This is a genomic window from Pseudomonas oryzihabitans (assembly GCF_024652905.1).
In the GTDB taxonomy this organism is placed as follows: domain Bacteria; phylum Pseudomonadota; class Gammaproteobacteria; order Pseudomonadales; family Pseudomonadaceae; genus Chryseomonas; species Chryseomonas benzopyrenica.
This window is the reverse complement of the sequence record NZ_CP102428.1, coordinates 623,922-644,630: the sequence shown is the minus strand read 5'-3', so window position 1 is coordinate 644,630 and position 20,709 is coordinate 623,922. Positions and strand designations below refer to the sequence as shown.

Annotated in this window: 22 protein-coding genes; all 22 read left to right on the top strand. The window is 60.5% G+C overall.

What is annotated here, in order from left to right; all coding sequences use genetic code 11:
- The first annotated feature begins 1 nt into the window (after position 1).
- The 22 genes from NRG74_RS03100 (at position 2) to pilM (ending at position 20,686) form a co-directional block, all read left to right on the top strand.
- On the top strand, positions 2-391 hold the full coding sequence (locus NRG74_RS03100; protein ID WP_184286800.1) for a hypothetical protein: 390 nt from the start codon (positions 2-4) through the stop codon (positions 389-391).
- A complete protein-coding gene (locus NRG74_RS03095) occupies positions 388-627 on the top strand; it encodes a hypothetical protein (RefSeq protein WP_007160909.1) in 240 nt (79 codons plus the stop codon). Before NRG74_RS03100 ends, NRG74_RS03095 begins: the two co-directional genes overlap by 4 nt.
- On the top strand, positions 624-902 hold the full coding sequence (locus NRG74_RS03090) for an Arc family DNA-binding protein (RefSeq protein ID WP_184286797.1): 279 nt from the start codon (positions 624-626) through the stop codon (positions 900-902). The genes NRG74_RS03095 and NRG74_RS03090 overlap by 4 nt, the downstream gene beginning before the upstream one ends.
- Positions 899-2,647 (top strand): ParB family protein, encoded by a 1,749-nt coding sequence (locus NRG74_RS03085; protein ID WP_184286794.1) that lies wholly within the window; start codon positions 899-901, stop codon positions 2,645-2,647. The genes NRG74_RS03090 and NRG74_RS03085 overlap by 4 nt, the downstream gene beginning before the upstream one ends.
- Positions 2,648-2,684: 37 nt before the next feature.
- Positions 2,685-3,461 carry a DUF2857 domain-containing protein gene (locus NRG74_RS03080; RefSeq protein ID WP_257705669.1) on the top strand — a complete coding sequence of 259 codons (777 nt, stop codon included), beginning with the start codon at positions 2,685-2,687 and terminating at the stop codon, positions 3,459-3,461.
- Complete coding sequence (locus NRG74_RS03075) at positions 3,458-4,753, top strand: STY4528 family pathogenicity island replication protein (protein WP_184286788.1); 1,296 nt, start codon at positions 3,458-3,460, stop codon at positions 4,751-4,753. Before NRG74_RS03080 ends, NRG74_RS03075 begins: the two co-directional genes overlap by 4 nt.
- On the top strand, positions 4,750-5,496 hold the full coding sequence (locus NRG74_RS03070) for a hypothetical protein (RefSeq protein WP_257705668.1): 747 nt from the start codon (positions 4,750-4,752) through the stop codon (positions 5,494-5,496). The genes NRG74_RS03075 and NRG74_RS03070 overlap by 4 nt, the downstream gene beginning before the upstream one ends.
- A complete protein-coding gene (locus NRG74_RS03065; RefSeq protein ID WP_257705667.1) occupies positions 5,489-6,286 on the top strand; it encodes a PFL_4669 family integrating conjugative element protein in 798 nt (265 codons plus the stop codon). The genes NRG74_RS03070 and NRG74_RS03065 overlap by 8 nt, the downstream gene beginning before the upstream one ends.
- A 5-nt stretch (positions 6,287-6,291) precedes the next feature.
- Positions 6,292-6,867 (top strand): DUF3158 family protein, encoded by a 576-nt coding sequence (locus tag NRG74_RS03060; RefSeq protein WP_257705666.1) that lies wholly within the window; start codon positions 6,292-6,294, stop codon positions 6,865-6,867.
- Position 6,868: 1 nt separating this feature from the next.
- Complete coding sequence (locus tag NRG74_RS03055) at positions 6,869-7,339, top strand: single-stranded DNA-binding protein (protein ID WP_257705665.1); 471 nt, start codon at positions 6,869-6,871, stop codon at positions 7,337-7,339.
- Between the two features lie 566 nt (positions 7,340-7,905).
- A complete protein-coding gene (locus NRG74_RS03050) occupies positions 7,906-8,607 on the top strand; it encodes a DUF6236 family protein (protein ID WP_257705664.1) in 702 nt (233 codons plus the stop codon).
- A 163-nt stretch (positions 8,608-8,770) separates the two neighbouring features.
- Positions 8,771-9,517, top strand: a complete 747-nt coding sequence (locus tag NRG74_RS03045) for a hypothetical protein (protein ID WP_257705663.1) — start codon at positions 8,771-8,773, stop codon at positions 9,515-9,517.
- Positions 9,518-9,687: 170 nt separating this feature from the next.
- On the top strand, positions 9,688-10,896 hold the full coding sequence (locus NRG74_RS03040) for a TcpQ domain-containing protein (protein ID WP_257705662.1): 1,209 nt from the start codon (positions 9,688-9,690) through the stop codon (positions 10,894-10,896).
- Positions 10,893-12,629 carry a PilN family type IVB pilus formation outer membrane protein gene (locus NRG74_RS03035; RefSeq protein WP_257705661.1) on the top strand — a complete coding sequence of 579 codons (1,737 nt, stop codon included), beginning with the start codon at positions 10,893-10,895 and terminating at the stop codon, positions 12,627-12,629. Before NRG74_RS03040 ends, NRG74_RS03035 begins: the two co-directional genes overlap by 4 nt.
- 4 nt (positions 12,630-12,633) lie before the next feature.
- On the top strand, positions 12,634-13,968 hold the full coding sequence (gene pilO2, locus NRG74_RS03030; protein ID WP_257705660.1) for a type 4b pilus protein PilO2: 1,335 nt from the start codon (positions 12,634-12,636) through the stop codon (positions 13,966-13,968).
- 28 nt (positions 13,969-13,996) lie between these two features.
- Positions 13,997-14,602 (top strand): type IV pilus biogenesis protein PilP, encoded by a 606-nt coding sequence (gene pilP, locus NRG74_RS03025; protein WP_184286751.1) that lies wholly within the window; start codon positions 13,997-13,999, stop codon positions 14,600-14,602.
- A 15-nt stretch (positions 14,603-14,617) separates the two neighbouring features.
- Positions 14,618-16,234, top strand: coding sequence for a GspE/PulE family protein (locus tag NRG74_RS03020; RefSeq protein ID WP_184286748.1), 1,617 nt, complete (start codon positions 14,618-14,620; stop codon positions 16,232-16,234).
- The gene (locus NRG74_RS03015; RefSeq protein WP_184286746.1) at positions 16,224-17,315 is read left to right on the top strand and encodes a type II secretion system F family protein; all 1,092 of its coding nucleotides are present in this window, start codon (positions 16,224-16,226) and stop codon (positions 17,313-17,315) included. The genes NRG74_RS03020 and NRG74_RS03015 overlap by 11 nt, the downstream gene beginning before the upstream one ends.
- A gap of 34 nt (positions 17,316-17,349) precedes the next feature.
- On the top strand, positions 17,350-17,874 hold the full coding sequence (locus NRG74_RS03010; protein WP_058778673.1) for a type 4 pilus major pilin: 525 nt from the start codon (positions 17,350-17,352) through the stop codon (positions 17,872-17,874).
- Between the two features lie 6 nt (positions 17,875-17,880).
- Entirely contained in the window at positions 17,881-18,816 is a 936-nt protein-coding gene (locus tag NRG74_RS03005) for an ATPase, T2SS/T4P/T4SS family (protein WP_058778672.1), read from the top strand.
- On the top strand, positions 18,813-20,228 hold the full coding sequence (gene pilV / locus NRG74_RS03000) for a shufflon system plasmid conjugative transfer pilus tip adhesin PilV (RefSeq protein ID WP_257705659.1): 1,416 nt from the start codon (positions 18,813-18,815) through the stop codon (positions 20,226-20,228). Before NRG74_RS03005 ends, pilV begins: the two co-directional genes overlap by 4 nt.
- Positions 20,229-20,248: 20 nt before the next feature.
- Positions 20,249-20,686, top strand: a complete 438-nt coding sequence (pilM, locus tag NRG74_RS02995) for a type IV pilus biogenesis protein PilM (RefSeq protein ID WP_257705658.1) — start codon at positions 20,249-20,251, stop codon at positions 20,684-20,686.
- Positions 20,687-20,709: the final 23 nt, after the last annotated feature.

Below are 20,709 nucleotides of genomic sequence, written 5' to 3'. Positions count from 1 at the left end.
CATGCTCTCCCATCACACCCCTGAACACGATCTCCCTTCTCATACCGATCGCGAACGTGACCGGCAGAGGCTGGATGCAGCGCTGAACGACTTCCTGGCCAAGGGTGGCCAAGTCGTCGAAGTGAAGCCGACCGAGCGCGCCGCTGGCGGGCCAAGCTTCGTAATCAGCGCGCAGCGCGAGGAGCTGCGCCAGCTCGCCGAGGCCAAGCCGGCTACCGAAGTTTCCGACGAGGACCTGGTACGGCTCCTTCGAGCCCGCGCCTTGCTTGGGGACACCCTGCGCACTGCGTCCAAGCGCCTACAGCAGCCCTTGGAGCGCTGTCACGACCTTGCCCGGGCACACCGCCTGCCCTTTAAAGCGGGATACGTGAAAGGAGGTAGCCGCACATGACGACGCCCGCCCATGCGCTACGTGGTGCCAACAAGAACCTGCAGGACCTGGTGGCGTTTGCCTTGGACGAGGGCTGGATCGTCGCCCGTACCAAGGGCGGCCACGTCAAGTTCTTGAAAGTCGGCTACTGCCCCATCTTCACGTCTTTCACTCCCAGCGATCGCCGCGCCGGCCTCAATGCCCGCGCCCAGCTGCGCCGTGCCCAGCCCATGAACGAATTGGACCAGACCCTATGACTACCGCAACCAAGCGCAAGCCATCCGTACGGAAATCTGCCACAGAGGATGAGAAGTTCGTCGTCCGCTTTCCCAAAGGACTCCGTCCTCAGATCGCCGAGGCGGCCAAGCAGGCTCATCGCTCAATGAATGCTGAAATCATCATCCGCATGGGGCGCACGCTCGCGTTGGAGGATGAGGTTTCCCGTTTGCAGCGCGTCATCGATCAGCTGCTCGCGGCCAATGATGATTCCAGCAGATCGGCTGTCCGTCCTGCTCAGGAGATCCACGCATGAGCAAGCCCAGCAACGAAGCGGTCTCTCAGCGCCTGTTAGCCGGTGGTTTTCCGGGATCCAACACACCAGTCGCCCGACTGGCGGATCCGATCAAGGAGACGCCCATGGTCCTTACGCTGGACGAATTGGCGCCGTACAACCACAACCCTCGTACCACGCGAAACCCGTTGCACGATGAGATCAAGGCATCCATCCAAGCACGTGGGCTGGACCAGCCACCGCCTGTGACCCGGCGGCCCGGTGAGGATCACTACATCATCCGCACGGGTGGCAATACCCGCCTGGCCATCCTCAATGAACTCTGGAAGGAAACCAGGGACGAGCGTTACTTCCGCATCCATTGCCTATTCCGTCCCTGGTCTGACCGCGGCGAGATTGTCTCCCTGACCGGGCACCTGGCCGAGAATGATCTGCGCGGCAACCTGATGTTTATCGAGCGCGCCGTCAGCATTGATGCTGCGCGTGAGCTCTATGCCCAAGAAGCGGGCCGAGATATCTCTCAGAGGGAGCTTGTGAGGAAGCTGGCTGAGGATGGATATCGCATATCCCAGTCCCATATCAGCAGGATGCAGGAGACGCTGCGAACGTTGGTACCTGCTATCCCCGGACTGCTTTACTCCGGCTTGGGCAAGCCTCAAATTGAAAAGCTGCTCAATTTGCGTAGCGCCGCGCTCAAGGCCTGGATCGGCTTCAATGGTCAAGAGGCTGACTTCGAGATCCTCTATCAGGAAGTGCTCAACGGCTTCGACGGCCCTACCGATAATTTCGTTTTCGATTCCATTCAAGACGAGCTGATCGGCCAGATCCGCAGAGCGTTGAATATCAGCTATGAGGAAGTGCTCAAGGCGATTCTTGACCACCAAGACAGTAGCCGCCGCTCGCAGCTGGTGGGGGTACAGGTGGCCGACGGGCAGATCCCTCAAATTCCCGCCTCAGGCAACGCGCCTCTTGCCCAGGGCAACAATGCCACGCTGGAACAGCAGCCTGGTACGCCAGCCAAGCAGAAGCAGCAAGGCGCCTCCCCTGCCACACCTCCGCCACCACCTGAGCGCGTCGGCGGTACCGGAGCGGTCGACTCGACTGCTCCACAACACACTCCGCCGGATCCCGAACAGCTGACCGAAGAAGAACGTGCCGCTCGCTTGAACGGCCACATCGTAACGCCTGATGGCATCGGTCAGAAGGTACGGGATGTTCAGCGACGCATTGCGGCCGAGCACGGCGAAACGCTACCTGACTTCAACAGCGATGCCCTGCGTGCCATTCCCGTCCAGGCCGGGGGTCTGTATCCCATCTCGGACGTCTGGTACATCGAGCGCAGCAGTGATACCCCGGACGAACTGCGCAAGGTCCTGAGAACGCTCGTCCTCGAAATCGCCCAGCTGTGCGACGTTCCTGGTGAGCTGCTCAAGCCCACCGATTTCGCACTCGGTTTCACGCTTTCTACCCCTCAGTCAGAGCTGACCGCACGCGGGACGACATCCTGGCAATTCCTGCAGTCCCTGACGGGCATGTACAGCTACGTGGTGTCGCGGGACCCAGAAAACGCTGAGGCACTTACGGCAAGCATCGCGGAAGAGAACGCGACATTTACCTTGAACCTGGGCCAGTTGCTTCTTGGCGATCCCCTTTTCGATAGCAAGCCAGCCAGCACCGAAGGCCGTATGACCGATGCCGCCCTGGTGAAGCTGTTTCGGGTGATCCGTCTCGCTCGTCGGCTGATCGAACTCGAGGCCGGGCAGTAGCCCGGTCACCTTCTGGACCTGCATTAGGAAGTCGCATATGTCCACGAAGTACAACCCCCTGAACCAGGCGCTGATGGACCAGATCCTCCATCACCTGCGCAATGGCCAGGTCCAGCGCTGCCTGGATATAGGCCTGGACGTCGAAGTCTTGAATCTGCTGCGTCAGCCACAGGCTCATAGCATTCTGAAAAACGCCCCGGCGCGCTGGTGCAAGATCCAAATCGACCTCGACATGGTCAAGAAGCTCCTGGAGAACTGCGAACGCGATGAGCGGGAAACCCGCCTAGTGCATCGGGCCATCCAGCTGGGCGCTACTAACGGGATGATCAAAGACTTCTTTGGCATGGCGCCCAGCGAGATCAATGTCGTACGTCAGTTGCTCAACGTCCCCGGCCGCCCAGGCCGAGTGGCGGGACTCAATGATACCGACCAGGTCTGGTATCGCTTCCTGGACCTGATGAGTACCCATGAGGTCGACCACAAGGACGCGATCGCGCTGCTCGACATCTGCATGCTCATCACCGAAGAGCTCAACGGTCCCTTCGAGTCCATCAAGCACAAGCACGACCAGATTACCCTCGGCCTGATCTGGAATCTTGTACAGACCTGGCTCAATGAGGGCCTCTATCCGCCCAAGATCGCCCGTGCCCCCCTTCGATTAATATCCGATGCCCGCAGAAGACGGGACCGCTATTCCACCGAAGAACAAGCCGCGGGCGATGCCCGTTCCGAGGCGCAAGAACAGGATCAATCGACTGCCCTTGGGCAGATGGACTTGATTGAGCTGGACTCGGCAGAAGGCGACAAAAGGTGAAGACCCCTGCTCCACGCGTCTCCCATCTACTCGGTCGCGCCCTGGACGTTGCAGCTTCACACCTGAACGTCCATGTTCAAGCCCAGCGCGACTACAGGCAGAAAACCGGCGAAGACCTACCCAAGGAATTCGCCGGTATCGTATTTAGCGGTAACCCTCACGAGACCGTCCCGCGCCGGCTGCTGCTCGATGATCGTCTCTCCCCCCTGGAGCGCAATACCTGGCAGGTGTTTCGCCTGCTCATGAACGGCGATGGCGTCACCGCCTTCCCGACCTATGATCAATTGAGACCCTATCTAGGCAACAATCCAGGCCGTCCCGCTTCACGCGAGACCGTGGCCAAGGCCTTGACCGTGCTGCGCCTGACCCGCTGGTTGAGCCTCGGCCGCCGCGTCCGTGATGCGATTACCGGCCAGGTCCAAGGCAACATCTACATCCTGCATGACGAGCCGGTGGACTATTCCGAGGCCATCCAACTCGATCACGATTTCCTACCCCTCGTGGCCAACGGCCTTGAGCACTCAAACAGCTCCGTCCGTGAGATTGCAGGTCTCACCTTCGACGAGATGCTGGTCAGCGAGACCCAGGAGCTGCCCACCCGGGTTGAAGTGTTCAGAGAGCGTTTCCGCGCCCAGGGACTTGAAGATCCTGCCCGTGCTGCGATCCCTCCGGCTGAGTTCGGATTCCGAACTCCGGTCTTGCCGCCCATGAATCACCTGAGTTCGGATTCCGAACTCAGCCAAAAAAGCCAGGTTGATCAGCTCCCGCCCCTCAGTTCGGAATCCGAACTCAGTGTAAATCAGGGGGTTTCAGCCTCAGTTCGGAATCCGAACTCATCTAGTACGTATACGAATACAAATACTGATGTATCTAAAAGCTCTGTACTGCGCGAGGAGCAGGACACAGGATTCGCATGGCCCAGTGCCTACCAACGGATGACGTCCCAACAGCAGCAGCGAGCCCAACAGGCCATCGCGGCAGTTAGCCCTGACCTTCGGCAACCGCTGATCAAGCAATGGGGCGCACGGTGTGCCTCGGGTGGGGTAGCCAAGCCCCTTGCCTACCTGATGAAGCTTATCCAGAAGGCCCAGACCGGTGACTTCAATGCTGATTGGCAGCCAGCTGTAGCCCAATCAGCCGCTTTGGCCCTACCCGCAGCAGCATCTGCAGCGGCTGCGCTTCCACGGTTTGAGCCAGCGCCAATCCAGCCCAGAGCTGTCAGCGATGCTCGAACCGGGAATGACGTCTTCAAAAATCTAAGGGCGATGATGGGACGGGGACGCAGCGAATGAGCGCAGTCACTTCCCTCCGCATCAGCAGATTTCCAGAGCTGAAGATTGAGAATTACTTCGTCGACAACGCCTGCACGACGGAAACCCAGGGTGATGCCACTGGCATCACTCGCTCGACGGATGCTCAGGGTGATGCCACTGGCATCAATTGCTCGACGGATGCTCAGGGTGATGCCACCGGCATCACCTGCACGACGGAAACTCAAGGTGATGCCACTGGCATCATCTGCACGACGGAAACCCAAGGTGATGCCAGTGGCATCACCTGCACGACGGAAACTCAGGGTGATGCCACTGGCATAACTCGCTCGACGGATGCTCAGGGTGATGCCACTGGCATCACCTGCACGACGGATGCTCAGGGTGATGCCACCGGCATCACCTGCACGACGGATGCTCAGGGTGATGCCACCGGCATCACCTGCACGACGGAAACTCAACGTGATGCCACTGGCATCACCTGCCCGACGGATGCTCAGGGTTATGCCACTGGCATCACCTCGGCAGCGGACCCTCGGGGTGATTCCACTGGAATCACGTTAGCAGCGGACCCTCAGGGTGATTCCACTGGAATCACTTGCTCGACCGAAGCTCAGCATGATGCCACTGGGATCACCCTCGCTATCGCCGTAGGCCTGCAACCTCCGCGCATCCAAATACGGTTATCGGCTGCCCCCCAGCGCTGGTCTCGGCACCCTGCCCGAGCGTCATCTCACAACCCAAGGAATCCTTCTCATGGCTGATACCTTCCAGCTCAACCTGGGCTCGCTCAGATCGAGCGTCAATCTGACTCTGCATACCCATCACGCTTCCCGCCTCTGGTTCGGCCGGCAGCGCTCCGACAACAAGCCCGGCATGATCGGCTTGTCCGGCTTCTCCAACATCATCAACCGCATCTCCGCCGGCGCCGCCAAGGACGATCCCTACTCCGATCTTTTCCTCATCATCATCGAGGACAAGATCGAGGAGTCGGAGCAGCAGCTGACCGCTATAGATGAGCGACTGGACCAGATCATGGCCATGCTGCCCAAGCAGCTCGACGTGGGGACCAATCTGTCGATCCAGCCGCTCAAGCTGCCGCTGTACCTGAACTCGCCGCTGGCCTTTAAGGGCGTGTACCTGCTCACCCGCTATGACGAGCTGGTACGCCGGATCCTCCTGGCCGCTCACATCGGCTTGATCGACAACGGCTCAAAGGAGGCCTGGCTGGATGAGGGCGCCGCCGTGCTTCGTCGCCTGTACGGCGTCGGCCAGCGCTACAAGGGCTACAGCGGGGCGTCGCGCGACGACATCGCCGCCAACAATGCCCGCGCCACCAACGCCCAGCAGATGTACAGCTTCCTGGAAATGCCCAAGGACGTCCTGGAAGGGACCCGCCGTAGCAAGTTCGCCCCGGCGATCCAGCGTCCCGGCGATGTCCCGGCCAGCTCCAGTAGTGGCGATGACGGTTTCGATGGCGACTCCGCCGATGAGGATGAGCATCTGGGCGCTATGACCAGCTCCCAGAACATCACCGAGATGAGTGAGGCCTGATCGCCATGGCACTGCAACAGTCCACTCAAGGCTCGAAAACCCCAGACCTGCAACAGGCTGCCTTCCAGCCCCTGCAACAGGATGTCTTCGCGAACCTGCAACACGCTCCTTTCTACAAAGGGCTTTTAAAACCCTTTAAAGGTAAGGGAGCACTGGACCAATTAGCCGAGCAGTGCCGTTCCCTTGAAGCCGACCTGAACACCCTGGCCCAGGAGCGGATTCTTGCCCAGGCCCAGCGCTTCCCCTTCACGCTCCTGCCGATCCGGATGACGCACCAGCACACCTCAGCTGGCCCAGTCTTTCTGCGCTGGCAGCAGAGCGGTACACGAAAGATGGGCGTGGGGCTTTGGGCGGACCTGTGCCGCCACGACCTAGTCACCGAAACACTGCTCCAGGATCTGCACGCCATGGAGCTGCAGCGCATTGCTTTGAATATGCAGATCAGCCTGGTCCATGCCATCGGCCGGCAGGCCGCCGAGTGTGCCGAGAAGATGGCCCAGGCCGATGCCGTTTACACCGAACAGCTGCAACAGATCATCCAATCCCGCGGCGAAGACGCCGCATCCCAACAGGAGGCCTGACATGGGCACAGCAGTAGTATGGGAAGGTAACATCGGCTCAGCACCCGAGTACAAGCGGTTCCAGAAGGACAATCAGGATCCGCGGCACCTGCTCCGGCTGAACGTCTATTTCGACAACAGCATCCGCCTGCAGGATGGCTCCTACGAGGATCGCGGCGGTTTCTGGGCCAACGTCGAGCTCTGGCACCGCGACGCGGAAAGCTATAGCCGGCTGTACCAGAAAGGTATGCGGGTGCTGGTCGAAGGCCGTGCGGTCCTCGACAACTGGAAGGATGGCAACGGCATCGAGCAAGCCGCGATGAAGGTCCAGGCGAACCGGGTCGGGTTCCTGCCACAACGCATTGAGTCCATCACCACGGGCCAGGGTACGGGTCAGGCGCAGTCACGGCCGGTAGCGAACGGCCAGTCGCGCACACCTGCCCCCACCCCGGCACCGATGTCCGAAGATTTCGACGACCAGATCCCCTACTAGCTGGCCCCGAAAAATTTGCCGCCCCAGCGTGAAGCTGCCGGAAGACAGGACTCACTCAGCGTGGGCCTGTCGCCCCGGGCCGGGCAGTGGCAGAAAAGTCGCGCCACTGCGTGAAGCTGCTGGGAGATCTACCTCGCACCTCGTGTATCCTCAGCTACGAGCTCAACCTTCAGATATACAGGAGCCGTGGCTCAACGCGACTCGGCTACTATCATGCTTTCATATAGCGCGGCGGTCATTCGAAGGCGTGCCACAAGAGGTGCCCTTTTGATCCCTTCAAGGCGGTGACCACCTTTGCAATTTTTCTGATCGCCCTCTGGCGGTGCTGCTAATTTATATAAGAACAAAGCGGTTGGAGCGTTCCGATGGGCGAGTCGCGATGGAGAAAGGCAAATGATCCTCTTTATGGGAAAGTCCCACAAAGCGTACGCAAAAGAGGGCTTGTCATCAGCCCACCCATGCATATTGAGGGCCGAAACCTTCGGCTAGTTTCGAGCAGGCTTGACGAGCAGGAGCTTAGATTTGCTTTGCTGTTTTGGGACCATTTGGTATGGCCGACCTCTAATATGATCCACGTGGAGAGCGGGCCTGATGAGAGCTTTTTGGAGCAGGTGGGCACGCTTAGTAGACCTAGATTTCAAGCGTTCGGGGATATGGCGCAAGGAATAGCAGCTATCCAATTTCGAGCATTTGAACAATTGGATACTAAGGAACCAGGTAGCTGGGCAATGGCCCAAGGTGAGCGTTCATTGCTTCTGATCGGTGCGGATCTACTAAGCGAAGGGAACGGGATAACCGTACAGCTACATCGCGCCATTCCCATACCAAACGTCGACGTGCCCCTTGCCGAAATTCTCGAATTCAAACAACGTCGACGCGATGAGCTCATAAAGCTTAGACACAACTTGGAGTTCATCAAGTCCGGACTATCTAAGGTTGAGAATGGTCGAGACGCCCTCAATTCCGCTATTGCAGCTATAGATCAGTCCTGCTCTGAACTACTCAGGTGTGGAACTGAATGGCAGTTTCCAATGAGACTTTCCGACTTAGAGTTTTCCATCAGCTTCAACCCATTCAGTGCATTTGGTAATGCCTCTGCAGGTTGGATATTTGGGCAACAGTATGGTTTGCCTGTAGCTGCAGCTGCAGCGGCTGCAATGAGCCTACAAAGTTGTCTAAGCATCAATCGGTCTGTCGGTTTTCGTAGCTTCCGCCGTCCTGAAACTCCCTTTAGATACGCCTATCTCGCTCACAAAGAGCTTCTCTAGCCTTCACATAGGCCGGATAACGCTAGATTTCGAGCTGCATGCATGGAGGTCACTTCACCTTTTTGAAGCGCAGCACGCTTTGCCCTCTAGCCCCACCGCAGGCCTGGTGGTAATTTTCAATAAGCGAACGCAATAAAACCAAATTACGCATCGGAGAATCGATATGCGAGCATATGGATTTGTCTTTGCAATCGCTGCATGTAGCGTAAACCTCGCACACGCCGACTCTGATATAAAATGCAAAAATCTTATTAAAGCCCCGTACAACACCACTCCGCACTTCTTCGCGCCTGACAACACCAGAGGTATCGGCATTAAAATCTGGATGAATGGCAAAATTACTGAAATTCCAGATACGCGAGCAGCGTGCCTTCCTATAGCTCTCAGATACAACAATCCCGGAGCATTGAAAACTCCATCAGCGGGACCTTGGCCCAATCAACAGGGAAAAGACACAAGAGGTCATGCGATTTTTACCGATGTCCAAAGTGGTATCCGTGCATGGGGGCTCTGGTTTAAGAAAAAATACGATTCTAAGGTGCCGCAGACAGCCATGAATATAATGTCAATATACGCACCACCAAATGACTGCGTAGGATCTGTAGGTGTATATCCGAACTGCCCCTACGGCATTAATCCCACCAGGGAATATGCTACTCGGCTTGCTTCGAGCGTGCACAAGGGACCAGACGAGCGCTTAAACATAGACGGCAAGGACTGCAAAGAGGGCCGGCCAGCGCTCTATGCCATCTTCACAGAAATAGCTACTTTTGAAATTGGGGCAAATTTTTGCGGTCGCGAAAGCAAGACGCTCAGCCCCCAATGTGTCGTCGATAAAAAAATTTTTGATAAGGCGATGGATGCTGTATGGGGACCTATTAGGGCCGATACCTGCCGCATCGAGAGCTAACTACTCAACGACATCAGCTGATACAGAGAGACGGATCCGGCCATTAACGCTTTGGGTCGCCTTTCAAGATACTCAAACCAACCTTTTTAGGTCTAGATACGGTTATCTCCTGCTTTCCAGACAGGTGCCTGGCACCGTGAGCCCCACTACGAAATGGGGCCACACCGCACATGATCTGGAAGCTCACCACCCTCTCGCCGCTCGCCTTCGCCGTCGCATTGGCAGGCTGTGCTCAGCAGGAGCCTGCGCCCAGCGCACCCGGCCCCGACAGCTCGCGCAATCCGGAGCTGCTCCAGCCCGATCTCTATCCGAAAGGTGCTGTTTCAGAGCCCCAGGTGCGCTACGGCCGCTACACCCTGGTGAATACCGCGCCGGAGACCGAGCAGCGGGACCTGATGGCCCAGATCATCGACGTGAACATCCCGGCCAACATGAAGCCGACCGTTCGCGACGCGATGCAGTATGTGGTCAATCGCTCCGGCTACAGCCTGTGCGGTCCAGAGCAGGGCCACGTCAACATTCTCTTCACTCGCCCGCTACCGGCGGCGCAGTACAAGCTCGGGCCCATGAGCCTGCGCAACACCCTGCAGGTACTGGCTGGTCCGGCCTGGCAGGTCAAGGTCGACGAGGTCGTGCGGTCGGTGTGCTTCGTGCTCCGCCCGGGCTATCAATTGCCGGAAGGTCAGCGATACGCCGCTGCGCCAGCAGCTCCCCCGACCACGGCCGCCACCAGGCCTGTATCCAGTGCCTCGAACTCGGTGGTGACTGTAGCCACCGTGCCCGCTACCAAGCCGCTGGAAACTCACACCGAACCGGCCAAGCCAGCCACGAACGTAACCGCCACACCGGCAGTCAAGCCTATGCCCGCCGGCGCGGCGCTGACATCCGCGCCGGTCAAAGCGCAAGGAGAGTCCTTGCATGTCGGGCAATCTCCAAACGCTTCCCTGGCGAAGGGCACCTCTGCCAAACCTGCTGCTGTAGCGGCTTCGGCTTCGGCTCCTGCCAAGCCTGCTTCTACCGCTGCCGTCACACCAGCCAAGCTGTTGCCCACAGTGGGTGCAACGGCGGCCGGCGCCTACACCCTGCCTTCGGTCCGACTGACCGAGCCAGCCTCTGCCATGCCCCAGGCCTGGGATGCCCCCATTGGCAGCACCCTGCGTCAGTCCGTCGAGGCGTGGGCCAAGCGTGCGGGTTGGCAGGTGGTCTGGGAGCCCGATGACCTGGACTACCCCATCGAGGCCGCTCTGCACTTCCGCGGCACCTTCGCCGAAGCCGTTGCCCAGGTTTTCCCGCTCTACGACGGCGCTCGGCGCTCCTTCATCGTCGATGGCAACTCCAGCCAGCGCATCGTTCATGTTTCCGAGAGGAAGAAGTCATGACCCACCCCCTTCGCCTGAGCGCCCTGGCGGCGGCGCTCCTGCTCGCCAGCTGCTCGGTACAGCGGGTGGACGAATCGGCCCAGCGCGCCGAGAACGACGCCGCCATGGCCAGCCAATACGCTGCCCTGCTGCGTAACCAGCAGCAACAGCCCAAGCGCGAGACCGTGGTGTTCAGCGACAAGCCCTGGGTCTCCACGCAACCAGTGGTGGCCAAACGTGGCATGCCCTCCGCGCTGGATTGCGAGCTCAGCTATCGTCCGTCCGGTAGCGTCGGCATCACCGAGATCGCTCAATACATAACCAGCCAGTGTGATATTGCCGTGCTGGTCTCGCCCGATGCACTGAACCCCAGCGCTGCAACGCCGAGCGGTCAGTCGGCAGGCTCTGCCCCAGCGCCGATTGGAAACCCCAGCCCGGATAGCCTGGCAGGCCTGTTGCCTGCAGGTGTCATCACCAACCCGGCGACAATGGGCGCCGCGGCGGGCTCGGCCGGTCCCGGGTATCGGGCGTCCGACTTCACAAGCCAGGCCGGCGGCAGCCAGGTCAGCGGCCTCAAGTACAGTGGCAAGGCCTCCGGCCTGCTCGATGAGGTCACCGCGCGCCTTGGCCTGGGTTGGAGGTATTCGCCCGTCGAGCGCGCCGTTCGAATCAGCTACTTCGAGACGCGCGTCTTCGATGTCTGGTCGTTTGGCGATAAGCAAGTCATCGCCAGCACCGTGAAATCCGGAATGGCCACCGCCGCCGGCACCGGCGGCAGCAACTCCGGTGGATCGAGCACCAGCTCCGGTGTGTCAGGCGACGCGGGCAGCAACCAGAGCACCACGGTGACCCTGGAGTCTTCGATCCTGCAGGACATTCAGAACAACGTGAAGGCGATGCTCAGCGTTGCCCCGGCCGGGCGGATGTACCTGGCCCCTTCTACCGGGACCCTGACCGTCACGGATCGCCCCGAGGTCATCTCCCGGGTCGAGGCCTATCTCAACAGCACCAACCGCAGCATTACGCAGCAAGTGCTGTTCAATGTGAAGGTGTTCGAGGTCACGCTCACCGATTCGGACCAGCTCGGCCTCAATTGGGCTGCGGTCTACAAGTCCCTCAACGCCAAGTGGGGCTTGTCGCTCTCCAATACTGTCGCCGGCATCAGTACCAGCGCGACCTCGGCCTCTGTCGGCATCGTCGATACCGCTAACTCGGCCTGGGCAGGCTCCAATGCCATCGTCCAGGCCCTCGCCGAGCAGGGCCGAGTCTCCAACGTCCGCTCGCCCTCTGTCACCACCCTCAATCTGCAGCCGGCGCCGCTGCAGATCGGTAACGTCCAGGGCTATCTAGCCTCCAGCCAGACGACGTCAACAGCGTCGGTTGGCTCCAGCACCTCGCTCACGCCCGGCACCATCACCAGCGGCTTCAACATGACGCTGCTGCCGCGCGTACTTGATCACGACGAGATGCTGCTCATGGTATCGATCAACATGAGCAGCAAACCGACCTTCCAGACCTTCACCAGTAACGGTTCCAGCGTCCAGCTGCCGGACTACGACGCCAAGTCGCTGTCGCCCAAGGTCAAGCTGCGCAGCGGCCAGACGCTGATCCTGTCCGGGTTCGAAGAGCTCAATGAAAACGCGGCCAAGACCGGCGTGGGTGACCCCGGCTTCTTCGGCCTCGGCGGCAGCCGCACGCGGACCTCGGGTCATAGCGTCCTGGTGGTGCTGATCACGCCGATCGTGACGGGCTGATCGCATGGCTATCTCTGGTACCCCACCGGCAGCCCCCGCGCAGAACGTGCAGATCCTGACCTATCACGGCAAAAGCTTCGTGTCAGGTCTGGACTGGCATCCGCTGGACAGTCCCACCAGCTACATGAAGGAGGCCCGGCAGTACGGCCGCCTGCATAAGATGGACATCATCGCCATCCGCCGGGCCCGTAACGTCATCCAGGCGGGCTTCGTCGCACGCAGCGCGGGTGCCATGAAGGGCATGTATTCCTTGGCGGCGACCCTTGCCGGTCAACTGGGTGACTCTTGGCTTGCTGCCTGGCGGATCTCCCCCGATGAGCCACGCTACGCCCTGGTCGCCGTCTTGGATGGCGCGATCATTCCCAACGCCGACCTGGTTGGCTCCGTGGCGGACGTGCAAAAGCGCGTAGCCCAACTGCTGAGTCGGTCCATCACCTTCGACGCGATGTTCCTGCCTGAGGAATTCGGGCTAGGCGGTCAGCCGCTGGACATCGAGGCGCTGTTGCAGCCTGGCAATCTCAAGCGCGAGTACGCCTTGCGTCCGCTCGCCTTCGGCATGAGCAAAGGCGAATGGGTCAAGGTCGCTCTGCTCGGTCTGGTAGTCGTTGGCGGCATCGCAGGCTACGGCCAGTGGAAAGCGCACCAGCATGAGCTGGCGCGGCGCGCGGCCGAGGCTGCAGAGGCCGCTCGCCAAGAGGAACTCAGAGCCCTGAGTCAGCGTTCCGGTGAGCAACTGCCCGTGCAGGCCCTGGAACATCCCTGGGTCAGACGCCCCGGGGTGGCGGCCTTTCTTGCCACCTGTAACGGCGCCATCGACCAACTTCCTTTGTCGATCGCCGGTTGGCTCTTCACGTCGGCGCAATGCGACGGCGTACTGCTGTCCACCAACTACAGACGTGAAGGTAACAGCACCGCCTCAGGTTTCCTTGCCGCTACCCGCGGGCACTTCGCCGATCAGCCGGCCTTTTTCGATGAAGGTAACGGCGGCGCGCTCAAACTGACTTTCGAGCCGCCGCTGGCTGGCGACGATGAGCTGCTGCAAGAAGCTGCTGCGCTCGCCGACCTGACTTCTTGGCTGCATGGCCAGGGCCTGGCTCCAACGCTCAAGGAAATCCCGGTCGTCGTGCCAGCGCCGGAAGCCTTGCCCGGCCAGCCGGCACCGCCCCCTCCGCCGCCGCCGGACTACAAGCACTTCGAGCTGACCTTCAACACGGCGCTGCCGCCGGCGATCGTCCTCAAGGACGTGCCCGACCAGGGCCTGCGGCTACGCGAGATCAAGACCCTTCTGCAGAGCGATCAGCTGGCCTGGTCGGTGACTGGTGACCTCTATGTCAAATGACCTTCCCCTCGCCGTAATCGGCGCCCTCATGTTGACGCTGGCCGGGCCTGTGCTGGCCGCTGAGACGAAGTCGGCTGATCCAGACGGTATCACCGTAGGTGAGCTTTCCCGGGTACAGAGCGAGACGATCCTGTTCAAAGCCCAGGGCGAGCGCGCCAAGGCGCTGCGCGAGATCAATGGCGGTGGCGTTCAGGCGACCTCCGTACCTCAGCCCAGCTACCCGCAACAGACCCTGCCCATCCAAGGCAATCGTGGAATGACGACGGCCGATCCAGCGAATGCCGTCGAGCAGTTGCCGGTAGTGAAGCTGGTATACGGCTCCGGTAAGGCACTGCACGCCACCCTGCTCTACAGCGGCGGATTCGAGATCGATGCCTCCCTGACGTCAACCGACCTTCCCGGTGGCTACCACGTCGCCAGCCTGACGTTGGACAGCGTCGTACTCAGCCGCGGCGGGAAGCGTTTCCCTCTGGGTTTCTCCAACCGCGCGCCGAGCTATCCGGTAGCCAGCGGGGCAGCAAGTCAGGGGCCTGTCCTGCCGATGACTGTCACGCCGATGAATCCCATGCCTCCCGCACCTATAGCCGCACCTACGCCTATTGCCCTCCCGGGCGCTACGCCTGGTGGTCTCTGACCTGGAGTTCCGCTGATGACCTCGAACGTTTCCATTGAAAGCGCTGCGGATGAACCGGATGACTCGGCCAAGGCGATCGGCCAGCGCCTTGCAAGTGAGCTGGTTAACGAGCTCGTTCCCCTCCAGGCACGCAACGTCTTGACTGCCGAGGGCGCTCCCTGGGGTTTGATTAAGCCAGAACTTCGGCAGCTACTGGCCTTGGTGGAAGGCTTACGCCAAACCGATCGCGCACAGCTGCTGGTCTCGGGTCAGCATTTGCGCGATCCCTTCGTGATGGCATTCATGGGCCAGCTGGACCGGGCGGACCTGGATTACCAAGTCGTACCCAGCACCCTGAGTGACATCCAGGCGCTGTACAAGGTCGAGGCGTCCCGCAGTGTCGTGGCTATCTCCGTAGACGGAACCTCACGTCAGCAGGAGGTCATTCGACTGCTGGGCGAGGCCCATGCTCGAGGCGCTTCCGACGTCCACTTCGTGGTGGGCCGCGAGATCACCCACATCCTCTTTCGTATCCATGGTCTTCTGACCGAGTACGGTCAGATCCAGAGCCGCATTGGCCGCGAGTTGTGCTCGGCGCTCTATAACTCTATGTGCGACGTGGCCGAAGAGCACTATCAGCCGGAGATCAGCCAGGATGCGCGGGTCAAGCACGACTTTGTGGCGCAACTGGGTCTGTTCGGCGCGCGGGTCGCCTCGCGCCCCCTGGTGGGGGGTCCCCTCATGGTCCTGCGACTGCTCTATGACGAGAAAGCCAAACAGTCCTTGGACGAGCTTGGCTTTCTCTCAGAACAGATCGCCCTGCTCGATCGGCTGCGTCGACTCCCGTACGGCGTCATTCTGATCACTGGACCAACCGGTTCCGGCAAGTCGAAGACCTTGCAGGTCACCCTCAATACGCTGCATAGCGAAACAGAGGGCACTCGCCACATCCTCACCGTTGAGGATCCACCCGAATATCCGCTCAAGGCCAACCAGTCGCCGTTGGGTCATGCCGAGACCTGGGACGGCGCCATCACCAACACCATGCGCCTAGATCCGGACATCCTCATGTACGGCGAGGTGCGAGACCTTGCCACGGCCCAAGCAGCGTTCCGCGGCGGCATGACCGGTCACCTGGTCTTCTCGACCCTGCATACCAACAACGCGGTGGCGAGCCTGCAGCGCCTCATCGACATGGGCGCTGATCCCAGCCTCGTCACAGACCCCGCGCTCATGTCAGGCCTCATCAACCAGTCGCTGCTACCCGTGCTGTGCAGTCACTGCGCCCTGCCCCTGGCCAGCCAACACGAGCAGCTGAATGCGGCCCTGGTCGAGCGACTGACGCGGGTCATGGATACGAAAAGCGTCAAGCTGCAGGGTCCAGGCTGCATGCACTGCCGCAATCTGGGCGTCTCCTCTCGCACCGTCGTCGCCGAAGTGCTGCTGCCCAACCAGCGCTTCATGCAGATCTTTCGTGAGAAGGGAGCCAGTGCGGCGAAAACTTACTGGGTCCGGGAGATGGGCGGGATCACCAAGATTCAGCACACCATCCGCAAGGTCGCCGCCGGCCTGATCGATCCTCGCATGGCCGAAACCATCGTCGGCCCGCTGGACTTCGATCTTTACATCCTGGAGCAACCCCATGATCAGTAGGGTCCTGGATAGCTTCAGCACCTTCGCCGATACCTTTTACGCCAAGCAATTCGGGAGCAAGGAGCGAATCCAGTTCTACGAAAGCCTCTGCGCGCTGATCGAGAACGGCGTTGGTATCGACCAGGCCCTGGACGAGGTTCGTGGGATCTATAGCGACAACGGCAAAAAGCCGCGTCACCCGGTGGCGCTGGCCAGCGCGGGCATGGTCCAAGGCGTTCGCAACGGCAAATCCTTGGCCGAGGCCTGCCAGAAATGGATGCCCTACCAGGAAGCCGCGATCATCGGCGCCGGCGAGCGTTCCGGCGCCCTGGTCCAGGCCTTCCTGGATTGCGTCCGCATGATCGAGGCGCGCAGCCAGATTGGCTCGCTGGTCGTGAGCACGACGCTGTACCCCTGCTTTATCTGGGCCCTGATGGCGTATCTGCTACACGTTGTGGCAACCCGCATGGTGCCGGCCATGACGCGAGCATCGAACCCGGACAGCTGGTCCGGTGCACCGCGTGTGCTCTATCTCCTCGCCACCTTCGTTCAGCAATGGGGAACGCTCACGCTCATTACGCTGGTAGTCCTGCTGATCGTCATCATTACAACGCTGCCCTACTTCACCGGTCCGCTGCGGGTGAAGCTTGAGGATCTGCCGCCATGGTCGATCTACAAAGCCCTTCACGGCTCCACCTTCCTGCTCAACATCTCCGTGATGCTCAAGGCCAACATCAACCAGGTCGAGGCCCTGGAGTCTCTCTTGCGCGGCGCCAAGCCCTGGCTGCGCGAGCGCCTGGTGGCAGCCATCTACGGCGTGCGGATGGGCAAGAATTTCGGTGAAGCGCTGCGCCTGGCCGGACACGACTTTCCGGACAAGACGGCCGTCCAGTTCCTCTGCGTGCTGGCCACCCGCAAGGGATTCTCCGAGGCCATTCACCGTTTCAGCATCCGTTGGCTGGAGCAGTCACTCAAGATCGTGGGGCGTTACAGCAAGTCCATGCTGACCCTCTCAGCCATCGCCATGGGGTCGCTAATGATCCTGGTGCTGCTGGGCACCTACGGCATGCAAGAAGCCGTCACCTCAAACATACACCGCTGATTCAACCCAACCCCCTGCAGTGAGGAAGTCGCAGATGCGTACCCAAAGTTTTTCCGGCAGTCGCCGTCAACGTGGTTTCTTGGAGCTGAGCACCCTGTTCGTGCTTATCGTCGTAGCCCTGGGCATCGCCGGGGCCGTATCGGCCGGGCTGGGCCTGCTCGGCAGCTCTGATGTCAGTACCGAGCAGTCCAACGTCGGTACCCTAATCGCCAATACACGCAAGCTCAAAAGTAGCTCCGGCTATGGCACGTCTGGCACGAACCTGATCTCCCAGCTGGTCACCACCAAGGGCCTGCCGAGCATGAGTCAGTCGGGCTCGAACCTTTACAACAGCTGGAACGGCGCCGTCACCGTTGTATCCGGTGGCATGACCTTCACCGTGACCGAAAACGGTCTTCCGGCGGATGCCTGTGCAACGTTGGCCACCAAGATCAGCCGGGGCACCAAGGTGACGACCACCATCAACGGCGGTACCGCGATCACCGGCGAGGTCGATTCCGCGACCGCCTCGAGCGGCTGCAGCAAGGACAGCAACATCGTCGCTTGGACCGCCTACTGAGCCGGTATGAGCCTGATCACGCAAGCCAATTTCGTCGATCTTTTTCTCGGACCGGATTTCTCCGATGTAAAGGGGCTGGACGGCTCTGGAAGCCGGCGCGACAGCGCGCCTGCCTCCTGGGGTGATGAGCTGCAGGCACTGCGTGAGCAGTGCCTGGCCACAATCCTTGATCATGGAGACCCTGAATTCTCGCTGGTCCAAGACGGCATTGTTCTGCGGGTGACCCAGATCAAGGACGCCTTCGCTCAAGACGTCTTCATCATTCGAAAATCCAATGCACAGATCCGCCCCTTCCACCTGCTTGGTTTCCCCGAGCCACTGGCCAACGCCATGCTCAATGACCAGGTGCGTGGCTTGGTCGTCTTCTGCGGCGAGATGGGTACTGGCAAGACCAGCAGCGCTGCGTCCCTGATTGCGGCTCGCCTGCAGGAATGCGGCGGTACCGCGCTGGCGATCGAGGATCCTCCCGAAACGAACCTAAACGGGCTGCACGGGCAGGGACGCTGCATTCAGATGCAGGTGTCCCGCCGCACAGGTGGCTACGAAGAGGCCTTGCTACGGGCGTTACGCACGGGCGCCGACATGATCCTGATCGGCGAGATCCGCGACACCGCTGCAGCTGTCCAGGCTGTGCGCGCCGCCATCAACGGCGTCTTCGTCGTCTGTACCTTCCACGCCGGCAGTCCGACACAGGCCCTTGATCGCGTCTTGGCGCTTGCCAGCAACGAGATCAAGAACGCCCGCGAGATCCTGGCCCAGGGCCTGGTCGCCGTCGTGGCGCAAACGCTGGAGACCCAGAAGGATCGCCGCATCCTCAAGGTACGCAGCCTGCTGCTGACCGAGGCGGACGGCCCCGCCATCCGGGAGAAGATCCGCAAGAATGAAATATCGAGCCTGGATCAGGACATCGAAAACCAATCCACCAGGAGTCTGTGGGCATGAGCGCGCAAGCTAACGTAAGGCAGGCCGGCTTCATCGCCGTGGAAGTGCTGTTTGGCCTGATCGTGTTGTCGATCCTGGCGGGGATCGGCATCAACCAGTTGATGAACCGCATGGACTCCCAGAACTACCAGATCGCGGCCGACCAGCAAAAGCAGGTAGCGGATGCCGCGGCCAAGTACCTCAAGGACAACTTCGCCACGGTCTACGCCGCGGCCGGCTCCACGACGCCAGCGCAGATCACGCCGGCGATGCTGCGCAACACCAATTACCTCCCCGCTGGCTTCATTGACACCAATGCTTTCGGTCAGACCTTCGTCGTGCTCGCCAGAAGGGTGGGCACCAACCAGCTCGAATCTATTGTGCTCACCATCGGTGGCCAGACCATCGATGAGATGGGTACTCGTGAAATCGCCGAAAATCTCGGCGCTCCGGGTGGCTTCGTCCCAGTCGCCAACACCGGCATCGTCCAGGGCGTGCGTGGAGGCTGGTCGCTTACGCTCAGCAACTACGGTGTGAATCCGGGCGCGGGCCATACCGCCAGTGCCTTATTCCTTCAGGACGGCACCCTGGCCAACGACTACCTCTACCGCAATGCCATCGCCGGCAAGCCGGAGCTGAACCGGATGAACACCGCGCTGAACATGGGCGGTAACGACCTGAACAACGCGGCCAATATCACCGCCTCGGGTACCGCCAGCATTTCTGGCGACGTGAATGCCGGCCGCAACGTCAATGCCAGCGGCAACGTGAACCTCAATGGCACAGTCACCGCCGGCGGCGACCTGCGGGCTGGATCCATGTACCTGCAGGGCAATGCCTCGATGAATGGCAATGCAACAGTCGGCGGCAGTGTCGCTGTGACAGGAGACGTCACCACCGGCTCGATGTACGCCCGCGGCAACGTCCAGGGCGTCACTGCCAGCATGTCGGGAGAAACCTACACCACAGGCTGGTTCAGGACCCGAGGGGACACCGGCTGGTACAGCGAAAAATGGGGTGGCGGCTGGCACATGACCGATAGCGACTGGATCAGGGCCTATGCAGGAAAGAACGTGTACACGCCGGGGCAAATGCGCGGCAATAGCCTGTTCTCGGAAGGGCGTACCTACGTCGGTGAATACCTTCAGCTAAACGGCACCGCTAATGAAAACTATGGCTGCAACCCGAATGGCCTAGTGAGCCGCGATGGCGCAGGGAAACTTCTGTCTTGCCAAAATGGGTTGTGGAAGCCGATGGCCTCTGATGTCTCAGGGACAATCTGTGGCATGGCAACCAACTACTGCGGTTGGGATGGGAACATCCGCTGCCAAGGCATGGATCCATACTGCGGGGTCTGCCCTTCGGGATACTATCTGGTGCACTGGCTGGTTGAAGAAGGCGACAAGAACCGTTACGTCTGCGCCAAATCCTGATTCACCACCAAGGTTAAGTCATGCCCATTCTCTGGATTATCCTCTTAGTTGGCCTGATCGCCATGGGCACTCTGACGGACATCGTCAATCGTGGGGATGCGAGACGTCTCGCCGTCGATGTCTCAGCTTTGGCTCACAATCTGCTGATCTATCGCAACGCCCTAGCCGAGTACGCCTACAGCAATCCTGGCGCCAACGGCGTTCCAGCAGATTCGGCACTAGCGTTGCCAACGTGGTGGATACACGCTCCGGGTGTGAGCGGCTATGTTCAAGCTGGCTCCAGTTACACCTACTACCCGACGCCGCCTACTGGACTGGTCACGGCACTGAGTGAGCTCACGGAATCCACCGCGGTTGGTTATGCCTCAGGCGGCCAGCTAATAAGCCCTACGGGAGGTGCAACCGGCATCGTCCTGCCCGCTGCAGTGCCCACTGGGGCGGCCGTAGCCTATCGTTGAGCGCCGATGTCTCTCCCCCTGCT

What these genes read in the sequence shown, in the direction of transcription:
- NRG74_RS03100 (WP_184286800.1), top strand. Translation starts at nt 2, where the DNA reads ATGCTCTCCCATCACACCCCTGAACACGATCTCCCTTCTCATACCGAT.
- NRG74_RS03050 (WP_257705664.1), top strand. Translation starts at nt 7,906, where the DNA reads ATGATCCACGTGGAGAGCGGGCCTGATGAGAGCTTTTTGGAGCAGGTG.
- pilM (WP_257705658.1), top strand. Translation starts at nt 20,249, where the DNA reads ATGCCCATTCTCTGGATTATCCTCTTAGTTGGCCTGATCGCCATGGGC.
- NRG74_RS03060 (WP_257705666.1), top strand. Translation starts at nt 6,292, where the DNA reads ATGGCACTGCAACAGTCCACTCAAGGCTCGAAAACCCCAGACCTGCAA.
- NRG74_RS03095 (WP_007160909.1), top strand. Translation starts at nt 388, where the DNA reads ATGACGACGCCCGCCCATGCGCTACGTGGTGCCAACAAGAACCTGCAG.
- NRG74_RS03005 (WP_058778672.1), top strand. Translation starts at nt 17,881, where the DNA reads ATGAGCCTGATCACGCAAGCCAATTTCGTCGATCTTTTTCTCGGACCG.
- pilP (WP_184286751.1), top strand. Translation starts at nt 13,997, where the DNA reads ATGTTGACGCTGGCCGGGCCTGTGCTGGCCGCTGAGACGAAGTCGGCT.
- NRG74_RS03080 (WP_257705669.1), top strand. Translation starts at nt 2,685, where the DNA reads ATGTCCACGAAGTACAACCCCCTGAACCAGGCGCTGATGGACCAGATC.
- NRG74_RS03065 (WP_257705667.1), top strand. Translation starts at nt 5,489, where the DNA reads ATGGCTGATACCTTCCAGCTCAACCTGGGCTCGCTCAGATCGAGCGTC.
- pilV (WP_257705659.1), top strand. Translation starts at nt 18,813, where the DNA reads ATGAGCGCGCAAGCTAACGTAAGGCAGGCCGGCTTCATCGCCGTGGAA.
- NRG74_RS03015 (WP_184286746.1), top strand. Translation starts at nt 16,224, where the DNA reads ATGATCAGTAGGGTCCTGGATAGCTTCAGCACCTTCGCCGATACCTTT.
- NRG74_RS03045 (WP_257705663.1), top strand. Translation starts at nt 8,771, where the DNA reads ATGCGAGCATATGGATTTGTCTTTGCAATCGCTGCATGTAGCGTAAAC.
- NRG74_RS03070 (WP_257705668.1), top strand. Translation starts at nt 4,750, where the DNA reads ATGAGCGCAGTCACTTCCCTCCGCATCAGCAGATTTCCAGAGCTGAAG.
- NRG74_RS03090 (WP_184286797.1), top strand. Translation starts at nt 624, where the DNA reads ATGACTACCGCAACCAAGCGCAAGCCATCCGTACGGAAATCTGCCACA.
- NRG74_RS03085 (WP_184286794.1), top strand. Translation starts at nt 899, where the DNA reads ATGAGCAAGCCCAGCAACGAAGCGGTCTCTCAGCGCCTGTTAGCCGGT.
- NRG74_RS03035 (WP_257705661.1), top strand. Translation starts at nt 10,893, where the DNA reads ATGACCCACCCCCTTCGCCTGAGCGCCCTGGCGGCGGCGCTCCTGCTC.
- NRG74_RS03055 (WP_257705665.1), top strand. Translation starts at nt 6,869, where the DNA reads ATGGGCACAGCAGTAGTATGGGAAGGTAACATCGGCTCAGCACCCGAG.
- pilO2 (WP_257705660.1), top strand. Translation starts at nt 12,634, where the DNA reads ATGGCTATCTCTGGTACCCCACCGGCAGCCCCCGCGCAGAACGTGCAG.
- NRG74_RS03010 (WP_058778673.1), top strand. Translation starts at nt 17,350, where the DNA reads ATGCGTACCCAAAGTTTTTCCGGCAGTCGCCGTCAACGTGGTTTCTTG.
- NRG74_RS03040 (WP_257705662.1), top strand. Translation starts at nt 9,688, where the DNA reads ATGATCTGGAAGCTCACCACCCTCTCGCCGCTCGCCTTCGCCGTCGCA.
- NRG74_RS03020 (WP_184286748.1), top strand. Translation starts at nt 14,618, where the DNA reads ATGACCTCGAACGTTTCCATTGAAAGCGCTGCGGATGAACCGGATGAC.